Annotated in this window: 12 protein-coding genes; 8 read left to right on the top strand and 4 right to left on the bottom strand. The window is 69.0% G+C overall.

The annotated features are described in order from the left end of the window. Positions 1-88 precede the first annotated feature (88 nt). The 6 genes from G6048_RS40135 to G6048_RS40110 all read left to right on the top strand — a co-directional run bounded on the left by G6048_RS40135 (position 89) and on the right by G6048_RS40110 (position 9797). On the top strand, positions 89-1375 hold the full coding sequence (locus G6048_RS40135; RefSeq protein WP_165344537.1) for an ABC transporter substrate-binding protein: 1287 nt from the start codon (positions 89-91) through the stop codon (positions 1373-1375). A 1-nt stretch (position 1376) separates the two neighbouring features. Beyond that, entirely contained in the window at positions 1377-2339 is a 963-nt protein-coding gene (locus G6048_RS40130; RefSeq protein WP_165344535.1) for a carbohydrate ABC transporter permease, read from the top strand. 15 nt (positions 2340-2354) lie between these two features. Beyond that, positions 2355-3242 carry a carbohydrate ABC transporter permease gene (locus G6048_RS40125; RefSeq protein WP_165344534.1) on the top strand — a complete coding sequence of 296 codons (888 nt, stop codon included), beginning with the start codon at positions 2355-2357 and terminating at the stop codon, positions 3240-3242. Continuing rightward, the gene (locus G6048_RS40120; protein ID WP_165344533.1) at positions 3242-6166 is read left to right on the top strand and encodes a glycoside hydrolase family 2 TIM barrel-domain containing protein; all 2925 of its coding nucleotides are present in this window, start codon (positions 3242-3244) and stop codon (positions 6164-6166) included. The genes G6048_RS40125 and G6048_RS40120 overlap by 1 nt, the downstream gene beginning before the upstream one ends. A gap of 66 nt (positions 6167-6232) precedes the next feature. Then, the gene (locus G6048_RS40115) at positions 6233-8104 is read left to right on the top strand and encodes a LamG-like jellyroll fold domain-containing protein (RefSeq protein ID WP_165344532.1); all 1872 of its coding nucleotides are present in this window, start codon (positions 6233-6235) and stop codon (positions 8102-8104) included. A gap of 25 nt (positions 8105-8129) precedes the next feature. Then, on the top strand, positions 8130-9797 hold the full coding sequence (locus tag G6048_RS40110) for a PHP domain-containing protein (protein WP_165344531.1): 1668 nt from the start codon (positions 8130-8132) through the stop codon (positions 9795-9797). 108 nt (positions 9798-9905) lie between these two features. Here G6048_RS40110 and G6048_RS40105 read toward each other — a convergent pair whose 3' ends face one another. Genes G6048_RS40105 through G6048_RS40090 form a run of 4 tightly spaced genes read right to left on the bottom strand, consistent with a single transcriptional unit; the run spans position 9906 to position 13719 of the window. Continuing rightward, the gene (locus tag G6048_RS40105) at positions 9906-10361 is read right to left on the bottom strand and encodes a MaoC family dehydratase (protein ID WP_165344530.1); all 456 of its coding nucleotides are present in this window, start codon (positions 10359-10361) and stop codon (positions 9906-9908) included. 14 nt (positions 10362-10375) lie between these two features. Next, entirely contained in the window at positions 10376-11902 is a 1527-nt protein-coding gene (locus G6048_RS40100; protein ID WP_165344529.1) for an acyl-CoA synthetase, read from the bottom strand. Positions 11903-11913: 11 nt separating this feature from the next. Next, a complete protein-coding gene (locus G6048_RS40095; protein WP_165344528.1) occupies positions 11914-12798 on the bottom strand; it encodes an amidohydrolase family protein in 885 nt (294 codons plus the stop codon). A gap of 3 nt (positions 12799-12801) precedes the next feature. Next, entirely contained in the window at positions 12802-13719 is a 918-nt protein-coding gene (locus G6048_RS40090; protein WP_165344527.1) for an SDR family NAD(P)-dependent oxidoreductase, read from the bottom strand. 236 nt (positions 13720-13955) lie between these two features. Here G6048_RS40090 and G6048_RS40085 point away from each other — a divergent pair, with 236 nt between their 5' ends. Together G6048_RS40085 and G6048_RS40080 are read left to right on the top strand one after the other, a co-directional pair. Beyond that, positions 13956-14381 (top strand): MarR family winged helix-turn-helix transcriptional regulator, encoded by a 426-nt coding sequence (locus G6048_RS40085; RefSeq protein WP_165344536.1) that lies wholly within the window; start codon positions 13956-13958, stop codon positions 14379-14381. A 41-nt stretch (positions 14382-14422) separates the two neighbouring features. Beyond that, on the top strand, positions 14423-15181 hold the full coding sequence (locus G6048_RS40080; protein WP_165344526.1) for an IclR family transcriptional regulator: 759 nt from the start codon (positions 14423-14425) through the stop codon (positions 15179-15181). Positions 15182-15385 lie beyond the last annotated feature (204 nt).

Raw genomic sequence — 15385 nt, 5'->3', positions numbered from 1 at the left:
CGCCCGCCCCGACCGGGCAGTTCTGACATCCCCCACGTCTGACATCCCCACGCGAAAGAGCGAACACATGCGAAAGGCGGTGGGAGCTGTGCGGCTCTCACGAAGGGGCCTGCTCCGCGCCGGCCTGGCCGGTACGGCCGCCACGGCGCTCGGCGGACTGGCCTCCGGCTGCGGCGTTCCGACCGGCTCGACCGGGCGGAACATGGTGCTGTGGTACTGGAGCGGCGGGCTGAGCCCCAAAGTCGTTCAGGACGCCAGGGCCCGCTACGACAGCGCGGTGAATCTTCAGGCCATCCAGATCGGCGGCTACTACCGCTCGAAGCTGATGACCACGATGACCGGGCGCGCCCACATCCCGGACATCGCCGGGCTCAAGGGCGAGGACATGGCCCAGTACCTGCCGAACGCCGACCAGTTCGTGGACCTGCGCACACTCGGTGCCGACAAGCTCAAGGACCAGTACCTGCCGTGGAAGTGGGACGAGGGCATCGCCGATGACGGCTCGATGGTGGGTTTCCCCATCGACTGCGGTCCGGTCGCGCACTACTACCAGCCGGCCACCTTCGAGAAGGCGGGACTGCCGTACGAGCCCGAGGACGTCTCCAGGGAACTGGACACCTGGGAGAAGTTCCTGGCGGCCGGCGAGCAGCTCAAGAAGCGGGTCCCCGGTTCGTTCATCCTCACGGACGCCCTCAGCATCTACGGCATCTCGGTCAACCAGTCGACCAAGCGGTTCGTCGACAAGGACCGCAACTTCATCGGCGACCAGGAGCATGTACGCGTCGCCTGGGACCGGGCCGTCGAGGCCACCCGCCGCGGACTCGTCTCGAAGATCATCAACGGCACGCCGGACAACATCTCGGCCACGGAGCGGGGCCTGCTGCCCAGTCAGCTGAACGCCTCCTGGGCGGCCGGCGACATCAAGCTCAACACGCCGAAGACCAAGGGCAAGTGGCGGGTGGCGAGCTGTCCGGGCGGCCCGTCGAACATCGGCGGCTCGTTCCTGGCGATCACCAAGGCCTGCCGGGAGCCGGAGAAGGCCTTCGAGCTGATCACCTGGATGCTCAACTCCGAGAACCAGGCCCAGGGCTTCGTCGACTCGGTGCTGTTCCCGTCGACTCCGGCCTCGTACGACCTGAAGAAGCTGCAGGAGCCGGACCCGTTCTTCGGCGACCAGATCACCATGAACGTCTTCGGTCCGGCGGCGGAGAAGATCCCGATCGCCTACAACAGCCCGTACGACGTCGCTCTGAAGACGCCGATCGACGACGAGCTGAAGAACTTCTCCGTCCTCGGCAAGAACCCGGAGAAGGCTTGGAAGGACGCCATGAGCAAGTGCCGGCGCATCGCCGACCACCTGGGGGTGAGCTACTGACATGGCTACCGCACCTGTGCTGGAGACTTCCTCGCCGCCCGTGGCCGAGCCACCCGCGGGGCCGCCCAAGAAGGGCATCCTGAGCCACTGGCGGCTGTACGCCGCCATCTCTCCCTTCTATCTGCTGTTCCTGGCCTTCGGCCTGATCCCGGTCGGCTTCTCGCTCTACCTGTCGTTCCACCGCTGGGACGGCCTGGGCTCAATGGAGTTCGCCGGTCTTTCGCAGTACCGCTATCTGATCTCCGACACCCAGTTCTGGAACTCGATCGGGAACACGCTCGTCATCTGGGCACTGGCCACCATCCCCATGATCTTCCTGGCGATGGTCACGGCCGTGATGCTCAACTCGGCGGTCCGCTTCAAGAACGTCTACCGCTTCGCTTTCTTCCTGCCGAACGTCACCTCGATCGTGGCGGTCGCGATCATCTTCGGCTCGGTCTTCTCCACCAACTTCGGCCTGATGAACGCCCTGTTGCAGGCGGTCGGTCTTGACCAGGTGGCGTGGCTGAACACGCCCTGGGGCATCAAGGTCGCCATCGCCACGCTCATGACCTGGCAGTGGACCGGCTACAACGCGATCATCTTCCTCGCCGGCCTCCAGACGATCCCGGGAGAGCTGTACGAGGCGGCGCGCATGGACGGCGCCGGGCCCGTACAGACCTTCTTCCGCATCACGCTGCCGCTGATGCGCCCGGTGCTGCTCTTCGTGCTCGTCATCTCGACCGTCACCGGACTGCAGACCTTCTCCGAGCCACAGGTGCTGCTCCAGACCACCGACAACAACTCGTCGTTCGCGGGCGGTCCGGGCCACTCCGGCCAGACCATGGTCCTCTACTTCTTCCAGCAGACCTTCGACAACAACGACTTCGGCTACGGCGCCGCCGTGGCCTGGGGCATCTTCCTCGTCGTCATCATCTTCTCGATCATCAACTGGCGCCTGGTGCAGCGCCGGGGCGAAGACTAGGGAGGCCCCGTCACCATGGCATCCATCAAATTCGGTACACGTTCCGGCACATCCGGTACACGTTCCGGCCGGGGCATCAAGGGCGACCAGCGCAGAGGCGTCGCCCTCCATCTCTCCCTGATCATCGGCCTGCTGCTCTCGGTCTTCCCGTTCTACTGGGCCGTGATCATGTCGACGCACTCATCGACCGAGATCTTCTCCTACCCGCCGAAACTGCTGCCCGGCTCGCACTTCCTCGAGAACGTCCGCAGTCTCCTCGACAACATCGACTTCTTCGGCTCGATGTTCAACTCACTGCTGGTCGCGACCTCGGTGACCTTCCTGGTTCTGTTCTTCGACTCGCTGGCGGCCTTCGTCTTCGCCAAGTTCCAGTTCCCCGGACGCCGGGGACTGTTCGCGCTGATGATGGCGATCTTCATGGTCCCGGCCCAGCTCCAGGCCATCCCCCAGTTCGTGATCATGGCGAACCTCGGCTGGATCGGCTCGATGACCTCGCTGATCGTCCCGGCGGCGGCCAACGCGTTCGGCATCTTCTGGATGCGCCAGTACATGAAGAGCGCGATCCATGACGAGCTGATGGACGCCTCGAGGCTCGACGGCGCCGGCTTCATGCGCCAGTACTGGCACGTGGCGCTGCCGGTCGTCCGGCCTGGCCTCGCCTTCCTCGGCATCTTCACGTTCATGGGCCAGTGGAACGACTACGCCTGGCCGTTGATCGCCCTCACCAACCCGGACAACGTGACCCTCCAGGTCGCCCTCTCCCAGCTCAACGGCGTCCACGGCACCACGGACTACGGGATGGTCATGACCGGTGCCGTACTGGCCCTGATCCCCCTGCTGATCGTCTTCGCGATCGGCGCCAAACAGATCATCGCGGACCTCGGCAAGGGAGCCATCCGCTGATGCGCCGCGATCCGCTGATCGCGCTGCGCCCCTGGGAGGCACCCGAGCTGACCTCCTGGGGCCGGCTGCCGATGAACGCCGTGGACCGCCGCGACGGCGCGCTGTCCCTGGACGGCTCCTGGCACTTCCAGCTGGTGCCCGCCCCCGGCGCCGGCTCGGGCGAGTGGACGCGGATCGAGGTGCCCGGCGCCTGGACCTTGCAGGACGTCGGCGACCTCCCGCAGTACACCAACTTCCGTATGCCGTGGGGCGAGTTCCCGCCCGCCTCGCCCACCGCCAACCCCACGGGTGTGTACGAGCGCTCCGTGGACATCCCCGCCGAGTGGGCCGGCCGGCGGATCGTGCTCCAGGTGGGCGCGGCCGAGAGCGTCCTCCTCGTCCATGTGAACGGCCATCCGGTCGGCATCTCCAAGGACTCCCATCTCGCCGCCGAGTTCGACCTCTCCGACGTCGTACGCCCCGGGGGCACCGCCACGCTCCGGCTCACCGTCATCAAGTGGTCGGACGCCTCGCACATCGAGGACCAGGACCAGTGGTGGCACGCCGGGATCACCCGCTCGGTGCTGCTGTACGCGACGGATCCGCTGCATCTCGCGGATGTGACCGTAAGGGCACGGCGGGACGGGCGGCTGCGGGTGGACTGCCAGGTGCGGAACGCGTCGGGGGCGTTGCCTCTGGGCTGGTACGTCACGGGGGCACTGGAGGGTCAACTCCTCGCCCAGGACGCCGAGTTCGACCGGTTCAACGCCGAGGACATGCGGGTGTCCGACTTCCTCGGCGAGGCTCGGCTGCGGGCGACCGTACGGGACCTACGCCCGTGGACCGCCGAGACACCCGAGCTGTACGAGCTGACGGTTCGGCTGCACCGCGCCGACGGCTCGGTCGCCGACAGCTCGCACCACCGGGTCGGCTTCCGGGACGTCGAGATCCGCGGCCGCGACCTGCTGATCAACGGCGAGCGCGTCTTCATCCGGGGCGTGAACCGGCACGACTTCCACCCCCTGACCGGACGCACGGTCACGGCGGACGACATGCGCGCGGACCTGGTCGTCATGAAGCGCTTCGGCTTCAACGCGATCCGTACCGCGCACTACCCGAACGACCCGACGCTCCTCGACCTCGCCGACGAACTCGGCTTCTACGTCGTCGACGAGGCGAACATCGAGTCCCACGACCACGCCCACGAGATCGCCGACGACCCCCGCTACCTGGCCGCCTTCGTGGACCGGGTCTCGCGCATGGTGCTGCGCGACAAGAACCACCCCTCCGTCGTCATCTGGTCGCTGGGCAACGAGTCGGACTACGGCGCGAACCACGACGCGGCGGCCGGCCGGCTGCGCCGACACGACCCCACCCGCCCCCTTCAGTACGAGGGCGCGGCCAAGCTCGACTGGTCCGACGAGACGGTCGCCTCCGACATCGTCTGCCCGATGTACGCCCCGATCGAGGACTGCGTCGCACATGCCCTGTCCGGGAAGCAGACCAAGCCGCTCATCCAGTGCGAGTACTCGCACGCCATGGGCAACAGCAACGGCACACTCGCCGACCACTGGGCCGCCATCGAGTCAACCCCGGGTCTTCAGGGCGGTTTCATCTGGGAGTTCTGGGACCACGGCATTCTCCAGCGGGTGAACGACGGAAGACCGGCCGGACGCGCGGGCGTCGGCCTGTACGACAACGGTGTCACCGCGCCCGGCCACCGCTGGGCCTACGGCGGCGACTTCGGCGAGACGATCCACGACGGGGCGTTCATCGCCGACGGCGTGGTGTTCCCGGACCGCACGCCCAAGCCGGCGATGTACGAGCACCGGGAGATCGCGGCGCCGGTCCGGCTGACGTACGACCAGGGCGTACTCCTGGTCCACAACCGGCAGCACTTCCGCACTCTGGAGTGGCTGGCCGCCGAGTGGCGTCTCGTACGCCCGGACGGCCGGACCGAGAGCGCACCGGCCGAGCTGCCCGACGTACTGCCGGGTGAGTCGGCCGCGGTGCCCGTACCGTTCCCGCTTCCCAACCCCCGCGAGGCTGAGGCCTGGCTGACGCTGCGGGTCACGACGGCGGGCGACGAGGCCTGGGCGCCGCGCGGCACGGAGGTGTGCCTGCCGCAGGTCCGGCTCGGTGGCACGGAGACCACCGCGGCGCCGGCGCCTGTGGCCGGTCCCCCGGCAGAGGTGGACGAGGAGGGGCTGCTGGTCCACCCGATGCTGGCCTCGCCCCCCGTCCTGAGCCTGTGGCGCGCCCCCACCGACAACGACGAGATCGGCGGCATGGCGGCCCGCTGGCGCGACTGGGGCCTGGACGCGCTCGTACGCAAGGTCGTGGGCGTGGAGCGCGATGGCGCCCGGGTGACGGTACGGGCCGAGTACGAGACCGGCGCCGGGAACGTCCGCCACGAGCAGGTGATCACCCCCGTCGCCGGTGGCCTGTGGATCGAGGAGTCGGCCGAACTCCCGGACGCCCTGGACGATGTGGCGCGGGTCGGCTCGGTCTTCGAGACGGTCGGCGGGCTCGACGTCCTGGACTGGTACGGGCAGGGCCCCTGGGAGTCCTATCCGGACCGGAGCGCGGGCGCACCCGTCGGCCACCACTCGCTCCCGGTGGACGAGTTGTTCACTCCTTATCTGCGGCCCCAGGAAAGCGGCGGGCGGCACGGAGTGCGCCGGTTCACGCTGTCGGCGCCGGATGCCACGGGACTGGCCGTGGAACTCGGAGCGCCGAGCCAGGCCTCGGTCACCCGCCACCGCGCCGAGGACCTGGCCGCCGCCGCGCACCACGACGAGCTGGTGCCGCGGCCCGGCTGCGTCGTGCACCTCGACGCCGCGCACCGGGGTCTGGGCACGGCGTCGTGCGGGCCCGACACCTCGGCCCAGTACCTCATCCAGCCCGGCACTCACCGCTGGGCCTGGACCCTGCGCGTCCTCTGATCTCGCCACCCCCCTCTTCTCGCCATCCCCCTCTCCCGGAGCAGTCCCTCTTCCCACGGAGCAGACGTGTGCACTTGTACTTCCCATGAGCATGACCAGGCCCCCGAGGCCGAACAGGCGGGCGCCGGCAGACGGAACTTCCTGCGAGCGACCGCGCTGATCGGCGCGGCCACGGCGGCGGTCGCGCTGCCGACGGCCACCGCGCAGGCGGCACCCGCACCCACGGTGTCCGCCTCCAAGACCCGCTGGAGACCCGACCCCGACAGCAGCCGCTTCACGCTCGTCGTGATGCCCGACACGCAGTACCTCTTCGACGGGCCGAGCATCAACCCCGCCCCGATCGAGGCGTCCCTGCGCTACATCCTGGAGCAGGGCAAGGACGAGAACATCGTCTTCCTCTCGCACCTGGGCGACCTCACGGAGAACGGCACGCAGGCCGAAGTCACCGCGGCGAGCAAGGCGTTCGAGCTCCTCGACCGGCGGGGCGTGGGCTACAGCGTCCTCGCGGGCAACCACGACGTGAAGTCCTCCACGGACGACCAGCGGGGCCCGACCCCGTATCTGGACGCCTTCGGCCCACGCCGGTTCAAGGACAAGCCCACCTTCGGCGGCGCCTCACCCGACGGCTACAACACCTTCCACCTCTTCAAGGCCGCCGGCCGCCAGTGGCTCGTACTCGCCCTGGACTGGCGGCTGTCGGCACAGGGCTACGCCTGGGCCAAGGACGTCATCGCCCGACACCCGAAGACGCCGGTCATCCTCACCACCCATGAACTGGTCTACGAGGACGACACCCTCTCCCCGCACGGGCAGCAGCTCTGGGACCGACTGGTCAAGGAGCACGACCAGATCTTCCTCAGCCTCAACGGGCACTACTGGCCGGCCGCCCGCACCGTCCGCAAGAACGCCGCCGGCAACGACGTACATCTGCATCTGACGAACTACCAGAACCGTTACTACGGCGGCGCGGCGATGATCCGCCTCTACCGCTTCGATCTCGACCGCGACACCATCGACGTCGAGACGATCTCCCCGTGGATCCTCGGCCGCGCGGGCGACGGGCTCAACGCGCTGGAGCGGCAGGAGATCGAACTGACCGGCCCCGAGGACCGGTTCTCGGTGGCGATCGACTTCGAGCAGCGCTTCTCCGGCTTCGCCCCGGTGCCTCCGCGGGCGCCCCGGCCCGCCTCCGAGATGCTGGTGCGGGGGACGGTGGCGTACTGGCGCTTCGACGGCCACGGAGAGGGCGAGGCGATGGACGGCACCGTCCGCGACCTCTCCGGGCGCGGCAACGACCTGACCGTGGTCAAGGTGGGCGACGGCTCGCTCACCTGGTCGTCAGCCCACCACCCCGACCAGCCGGGTCACGGCAGCCTCTTCTTCCACGGCGACAAGTCCCCGCTGCGGGGCGCCTATCTGCGGACGGCCGAGAACGCACCGCTCAACTCGGCGACGTTCAGGGGCGGTTACACCTTCGAGGTCTTCTACCAGCTGCCCGGCGACTGGGACCCGTCGCGCAACGCCTGGGGCGGGCTGATCAGCCGCACCGGCACGGGCGGAGCGGCCGGCAAGACCGAGGGCGACCCGGACGAGCCGCTCGCCACCCTGTCGCTGTCCGACGGACCCGGCCCGCAGTGGGCCGTGCGACCGCTCAACCAGCAGGGCATCGCCACCAACTGGGGCGACGAGACGGCCCGCGAGGTGTGGTGGCACGTCGCCGTCGTCAACGACGGCTCGCACACCACGCTGTACGTCCAGGGCTGCCCCGTCGCCCGCAACCCGACCGCGCGCTCGGTGGGGCTCACCTCGCTCGGCCTGCCGTGGCTGCTCGGCGGCTACGAGTACGCCGGAAAGATCGACCAGATTCTGCACGGGCGGCTCGGTGACGTACGGATCGTCGAACGCGCCCTGCCCGTCACGTCGTTCATGAACCACTGACCTCCCGAGAGGCTGTGACCCAACCATGTCCGATCAGCAACTGCCCGACTGGGCAGACCCGTCCGTCTCCCCCGCCGCCCTGGACCCGCAGGGCGTATCCAGACGTCAACTCATGCGCCGAGCGGGCCTGTTCGGCGCAGCCTTCGCCGCAGGCTCCCTCGCCACCCCCGCGGCCGCCGACAGCCGGCGGCTCGGCGGAAACGACCCCCGCCTCGCCTATCTCGTCGGCGACCACCACGTCCACTCCGTCTACAGCCATGACGCGAAGTACACCTTCGACCAGGTCGTCAAAGGCGGCGCCAAATACGGCGTCGACTGGCTGGTCTTCAACGAGCACTCCAATTTCGGGCACGCCGAGTTCGGGGCCCAGATGGAGCACCAGGAGATCCTCAAAGCACGGGCCGCGAACCCGCGTCAGCTGATCTTCCAGGGCCTGGAGTGGTACATCCCCGGCGCCGAGCACTGCACCGTCTTCGCGGCACCGGGCCGCCACGAGGTCGACATCCTCACGAAGTTCGAGCTCGCCTACGACGGCAAACTGCTCGGCTACGACAAGGGCGGCCCGAACCACCCGGACACTCCGCGCAACGAGGCACACGCCGTCAAGGCCATCAAGTGGCTGGCCGAGCAGCGCCGCAAGGGTCACGTCGACGATGTGCTCGTCCTCGCCAACCACCCGCTGCGGCTCGGCATCGACTCCCCGCACGAGATGCGCAACTGGCGGGACGCGGCCCCCGAGATCATGATCGGCGTGGAAGGCGCGCCCGGCGCCCAGGGCGGCGCCATCCCCGGCTGGCGCGGCCCGACCTCGATCCGCGGCGAGTACGAGAACAAGCCCTCGGAGAACTCCTGGCCCGGCTATCCGGCGGACGCCTACGTCACGTACGGCGGCTTCGACTGGATGACGGCCACCGTCGGCGGCCTGTGGGACGCCATGCTCGCCGAGGGCAAGCTGTTCACCATCACCACCAACTCCGATGTGCACCGCGTGGTGTTCGACACCTGGAAGAACGGCGACTGGCCCCCCGGCCAGAACTTCGACAACACCGGCCGCCTCCCCGACCCGGTCAACACCACCGAGCCCCAGCCAGGCGGCGACTTCTGGCCCGGCCAGTTCAGCCGCACCCACGTAGGCGTGACCCGCTACGGCTACCGAGCGGTGATGGCGGGCCTGCGCGCGGGCCGAGTCTGGCTCGACCACGGCCACCTGCTGGACGGCCTCGACGTACGCGTCAAGCGGGACCGCGACGTCGGCCGCGGTGTGACGCTCGGCGGTCGGCTGCGGGTACGCAAGGGAGAGAAGCTCACCTTGTACGTCACGGTGACAACCGCCTCCCGGCCCAATCCCCAGGGAATCCTCCCGGAGTTGGCCCACATCGACGTCATCCGCGGCACGGTACGGGGCCCGGTGACGGACCGAGACGAGTGGCGAGCCCCCGACACGAAGGTCGTGCACACGAAGGACGTGACCGGCCGCAAGGGCACGTACACCTTGCGCATTCCGCTCACAGCGGGCGACGAGTCCTTCTACGTGCGTCTGAGGGGCAGCGACGGCAACCGCAACGGAACGGGCTATCTGGGGGCGGCAGTTGACCCGCACGGCCCGATACCGCACGAGCCGGGGAACGGGGACCCGTGGGCGGACACGTGGTTCTACTCGAACCCGGTGTTCGTGGACGTGGCGGGCGCCTGAGTGTCCCTTTTAGTACGCGGGGCTGGGCGCCCCTTCAGGGGCGCGGGGAACTGCGCGACCAGCCACGAACGGCCCGCAGTTCCCCACCCAGCAATAGCCCTACGGCGCTCAGGCGTAGAAACGAGAAAGGCTCTGCAGCACAGCCGCCGGCTTGGCCCCGCCCTCGATCTCAATCGCCCCGTCAACCGTGATCTGCACCCCACCGGGCACGTCCTCAACATCGGCCAGCTTCGCAACCAGCCGGATCCGCGACCCGACCTTCACCGGCGAGGGGAACCGCACCTTGTTCAGCCCGTAGTTGACCTTCGTCGAGACGCCCTCGACGTCCAGCAACTCGGTGAAGAGCGGAATGAAGAGCGACAGGGTCAGATACCCGTGCGCGATCGGCGCCCCGAAGGGGCCCTCCGCCGCCTTCTCGGGATCCACGTGGATCCACTGATGGTCCCCCGTCGCGTCAGCGAACGTATTGATGCGCTCCTGCGTGACCTCGATCCACTCACTGGTACCGAGGTCACTCCCCGCAAGCTTCTTGAGCTCGTCGATGCCATTCACAGTGATGCTCATATGCCGTTCCTTAACTACGAGTTGGAAGAGTCCGAAGAGTTCGGCGTGCCATACCGCTTACGCACCCGGGACTTCAGCAGCTTGCCGGAGGCAGTCCGCGGAAGTTCCTCCGCGAGCACCACCGACTTGGGGATCTTGTACTTGGCCAGGCGCCCGGCCAGGGAGGCGAGGACCGCGTCCGGATCGAGTTCCACGTCCTCGCGGGGCACGACAACGGCCCGCGGCACCTCGCCCCACTTGTCGTCGGGCACGCCGATGACCGCGCACTCGACGATGTCCGGATGGGCCAGGAGCAGGTCCTCGATCTCGGCGGGATAGACGTTCTCGCCACCGGAGATGATCATGTCTTTGATGCGGTCGACGATGTAGGCGTAGCCGTCCTCGTCGACCCGGGCCGCGTCCCCGCTGCGGAACCATCCGTCGCTGAAGGTGGCGGCGGTCTCGTCCGGCAGCCCCCAGTAGCCGGGCATGACGTTCGGTCCGCAGACGACGACTTCACCGGTCTCGCCGACGTCGACCGGCGCCATATCGGGCCGTACGACACGCACGTCGGTGAAGAAGTGCGGCACCCCGGCCGAACCCGCCTTGCTGACCGCGTGTTCGGCGTCCAGGAAGAGCGTTCCGGGCGAGGCTTCGGTCATGCCGTAGCCCTGGAGGAAGGTGAGCCCGCGCTCCTGGTACTTCGCGATCAGCGGGGTCGGAACCGGGGAGCCGCCGCAGGTCAGGATCCGCAGCGACGACAGGTCCGCGTCGGCCCAGCGCTCGTGCCGCGCCACCTGGTCGAACATCGTCGGGACGCCGAACATGAAGGTGATCCGGTGCCGTTCGATCAGGTCGAAGGTGGCAGCCGGGTCGAAGGTCTCGACCAGGACGCAGGTGCCGCCCTTGAGCAGGACGGGCAGGGTGAGCATGTTCAGGCCGGCCGTGTGGAACAACGGGGCGGAGACCAGGGCGCGTTCTTCGGCGATCAGGTCGTGGTCGATGAGGACGTTGACCGCGTTCCAGGTCAGGTTGCCGTGGGTGAGCATGGCGCCCTTGGGGCGGCCGGTCGTCCCCGAGGTGTACATGATGATGCAGGTGTCGTCGGCTCCGACGGGCTGGTCGATCGGCTCGGCGGACGCTCCGGCGATCAACGCCTCGTATTCGGGGCCGACTTCGACGTACGACCGCACATCGGTGCTGCCCGGCTGTCCGGCGACGATCCCGGCGTGCGAGGGTGCGTACACGAGCGCCTTGGCTCCCGAGTCCGCGAGCTGGTAGCCGATCTCGGGCCCCGCGAGACGGGTGTTGAGGGGCACGAAGACGGCGCCGAGTGTGCCCGCCGCGAACAGCGTCTCCAGGTAGGAGGCGTGGTTGGGACCGAGGTAGGCGACCCGGTCGCCGCGTCGGATGCCGGCCGTGCGCAGGGCGTGTGCGAGGCGGGTGGTCCGCTCGTACAGTTCGGCGTAGGTCGTCTCGGTGTCGTGGTGGATCAGGGCGGTGCGTCGGGGTGTCTTACGGGCCCGGCGTGCGGGCCAGGACCCCACTCCCTCATTGCGCATCGGTGGCCCCCTTATGCCTTCGTCAGTCCGAGCAGCCGGGCCGCGTTCTCCTTGAGGATCTTCGGCCTGACCTCGTCCTTGATGGGCAGTTTCGCGAAGTCCGCGAACCAGCGGTCCGGGGTGAGGACGGGGTAGTCGGAGCCGAACAGCACCTTGTCCTTGAGCAGCGTGTTCGCGTACTGCACGAGCTGCGGCGGGAAGTACTTCGGCGACCAGCCGGACAGGTCGATGTGCACGCCCGGCTTGTGCGTGGCCACGGCGAGGGCCTCGTCCTGCCAGGGGAAGGACGGGTGCGCCAGGATGATCTTCAGATGCGGGAAGTCGGCGGCGACGTCGTCCACGTGCAGGGGGTTCGAGTACTTGAGCCGGATCCCGCCCCCGCCGGGCACTCCGGCCCCGATACCGGTCTGCCCCGTATGGAAGAGGGCGATCGTCCCGGTCTCCTCGATCACCTCGTACAACGCGTACGCCACGGACCGGTCGTTGGGGAAGAAGCCCTGGATGCTGGGGTGGAACTTGAACCCCTTCACCCCGTACTCCTCGACCAGGCGGCGGGCCTGCTTCACGCCGGCCTTGCCGCGGAAGGGGTCGATGGAGGCGAAGGGGATCAGGACGTCCGGGTTGGCGGCCGCCGCTTCGGCGACCTCCTCGTTCGCGACGGGCTCGGTGCCGGTCGCGGACTCGGCGTCGACCGTGAAGATCACGGCGGCCATCTTCCGCTCGCGGTAGTACGCGGCCGTCTCCTCCAGGGTGGGCTTCCGCTTGCCCTCGACCTTGAAGTAGGCGGAGGAGGCGTCGTGCAGGTCGTCATCCAGCGAGGACTTGCCCTTGGAGGAGACCTCGGCGTGGGTGTGGACGTCGATCGCGACGAGTTCCTCGACGTTGAGGTTCGTCATGGTTCACGCCTCCGGGAACTTCGGCGCGGGGACGCCCACGGTCTGCGGCTCGGCGCCCAGCGAGGTGGGCCAGGCGTCGGCGAGGGTGTCGGGGGCCCAGCCACCGTCAGCGTACGCCGCCTTGATCTCCTGGGGGTGGGACCAGAGGGTCACCTTGTCGCCGCCGATGCCGATGGCCTGGCCGGTCACCTCGCGGGCGGCCTCGGAGGCCAGGAACGGGATCAGCGCGGCGCAGTCCTCGGGGGTGCCGAAGCCCTCGCCCTTGCGCAGGAAGTCCGGCAGCGGCTCGCCCTGCTTCATGGCCTCGATGTACGGGGCGAAGGCCGGGATGGTTTCGGTCATCGCGGTGGCGGCGACCGGCACGACCGCGTTGACGGTGATGCCCGAGCGGGACAGCTCCATCGACCACGTACGGGCCATGGCGGCGATGCCGGCCTTCGCGGCGGAGTAGTTGGTCTGGCCGAAGTTGCCGCGCTGTCCGGCCGGGGAGCCGACCAGGATCAGGGTGCCGCCCTCGCCCTGCTCGCGCATGCGGACGGCGGCGGCGCGGGCACAGGTGAAGGTGCCCTTGAGGTGGGTGGTGATCACCGCGTCGAAGTCGTCGTCGGTCATCTTCCACAGGACCCGGTCCCGGAGGATGCCCGCGTTCGTGACCAGGATGTCGAGGCGCCCGAACTCCTCCACGGCGCGGGCGACGAGCCGGTCCGCGGCCTCGGACGTACCGACCGGGACCACCTCGGCGACCGCGCTGCCACCGGCCGCGGTGATCGCCTTGACGGCCTGCTCGGCGACGGCCTCGTCCACGTCGTTGACGACCACGGAGGCGCCTGCGGCGGCGAGAGCGTGCGCATAGGCGAGGCCGAGGCCACGGCCGGAGCCGGTGACGACGGCCACCTTGCCGGTGAGATCGATGCTGGGCACGACGGGGTCCCTTCGAGAAGCGGATGCGGCTGCGAGTCGAGTCAGAGCTGCGGCTACGAGATCGAAGCTAAGGACAATAATTGTCGACGTCAATAGTTGTTGCGAGCCGAGTCGTGCGCCATGCTGTGAGCACCACGCACACCCGCCCCCCGTCCGGGGCCTCGACCAGGGAGCCCGCCATCGCCGGCCAGCAGCACGCGACCAACCCCGACGCCATCGACGCTCAGGAGCCATGGATGCGCGGGCTGCACTCGGACACCGGCTACCTCCTGTACCGGATCGGTCTGCGCTCGGGGCAGCTGTTCAACACGTTCCTCCAGGAGTCGGGGCTACGACTGCGCCACTACGCGCTGCTGCGCTACCTGACCACCACCGAGGGCGCCCTCCAGCGGGAGCTGAGCGCCCGCCTCGGGTACGACCCGAGCGCGATCGTCGGCCTGGTCGACGACCTGGAGAAGCTCGGCTTCGCCGAGCGCCGCCCCTCCCCCGACGACCGCCGCAGCCGGATAGTCGCCCTGACGGAGAACGGCCGGTCGTTCCTGCGCGACTCCCACGAAGCGGGGCGGCGGGCGACGAGCGACCTGCTCCAGCCTCTGGATGCAGCCGAGCGGGACACGCTGCACACGCTCCTGCAGCGGATCGCCGAGACCGAACTCGGCTGAACCCGGGACCAGTTGAGCCTGGACAACGCTTGGACGACCCGATGACCGTACGTTCGGCGCCCGACCGCCTCCTCGCCGTACTCGCCGCCTTCGACCACGACCACCCGGCGCTCTCCCTCACGGACATCAGCCGCCGGGCCGGGCTCTCCCTCACCACCGCCCACCGCTTGGTGGGCGCGCTCAGCGAGTGGGGCGCGCTGGAGCGCGACGCGTCCGGGACGTACCACGTGGGCCTGCGCCTATGGGAAGTGGCCGCGTTGGCGCCCCGCGGCCTGGCCCTGCGGCAGATCGCGCTCCCGTACCTGGAGGACCTGTACGAGGCCACGCACCAGAACGTGCAGATGGCGGTACGGGACGGTGACGAGGTCGTCTACATCGAGTGGATCTCCGGGCACTCGGCGGTCGGCGTGCACATCCGGGTGGGCGCCCGCTGGCCACTGCACGCGACGGGTGTCGGGCTCGCGTTGCTGGCGTACAGCGACGCGGCGTCCCAGGAGGCGTACTGCGCACGGCCCCTCGTCGCCTTCACCCCGCACACCATCACTGACCCGGCCATCCTGCGCCGCGTGCTGGCCGAAGTGCGGCGCTCGGGTGTGGCGGTGAGCAGCCGTCAGGTCACGGAGGACGCGCTGTCGGTGGCGGCGCCGGTCCGCAACGCGGATGGCTCCGTCGTCGCGGCTGCCTCCGTGGTGGTACCCGAACGGGACGCCCAGGTACCGGCGTTGATCCCGGCCGTACGGCTCGCTGCGCTGGGGATTTCGCGGGCGCTGGGGTGGCAACCGCGTGCTTCCGGCGGTTGAGCGGGTGGGTTCGTTTTTTGGGTGCGGGCGCGTTGTGGCTGGCGAGCATGGCGACTGGTGAGCTTCGTGACCGGCGGTTCCGGGAGCGCCCCATCAGGGGCGCGGGGCTGTATCAATATGCGGCTCCGCCGCGTGGGCGCGACCAGCCACAACGCACCCGCAGCCGCGACACGAAGTGTCACCCCCACCCCGGTAGGCGCACCC

It is taken from the genome of Streptomyces ureilyticus (genome assembly GCF_011045025.1).
Taxonomy (GTDB): Bacteria; Actinomycetota; Actinomycetes; order Streptomycetales; family Streptomycetaceae; genus Streptomyces; species Streptomyces ureilyticus.
The sequence above is the reverse complement of the archived record's forward strand: the minus strand, read 5'-3'. Positions and strand labels throughout refer to the sequence as shown.

Bases quoted from the DNA above. Each gene is read 5' to 3' on its own strand.
- G6048_RS40130 (WP_165344535.1), top strand. From the start codon at position 1,377: ATGGCTACCGCACCTGTGCTGGAGACTTCCTCGCCGCCCGTGGCCGAG.
- G6048_RS40125 (WP_165344534.1), top strand. From the start codon at position 2,355: ATGGCATCCATCAAATTCGGTACACGTTCCGGCACATCCGGTACACGT.
- G6048_RS40120 (WP_165344533.1), top strand. From the start codon at position 3,242: ATGCGCCGCGATCCGCTGATCGCGCTGCGCCCCTGGGAGGCACCCGAG.
- G6048_RS40110 (WP_165344531.1), top strand. From the start codon at position 8,130: ATGTCCGATCAGCAACTGCCCGACTGGGCAGACCCGTCCGTCTCCCCC.
- G6048_RS40105 (WP_165344530.1), bottom strand. From the start codon at position 10,361: ATGAGCATCACTGTGAATGGCATCGACGAGCTCAAGAAGCTTGCGGGG.
- G6048_RS40100 (WP_165344529.1), bottom strand. From the start codon at position 11,902: ATGCGCAATGAGGGAGTGGGGTCCTGGCCCGCACGCCGGGCCCGTAAG.
- G6048_RS40095 (WP_165344528.1), bottom strand. From the start codon at position 12,798: ATGACGAACCTCAACGTCGAGGAACTCGTCGCGATCGACGTCCACACC.
- G6048_RS40085 (WP_165344536.1), top strand. From the start codon at position 13,956: ATGCGCGGGCTGCACTCGGACACCGGCTACCTCCTGTACCGGATCGGT.
- G6048_RS40080 (WP_165344526.1), top strand. From the start codon at position 14,423: ATGACCGTACGTTCGGCGCCCGACCGCCTCCTCGCCGTACTCGCCGCC.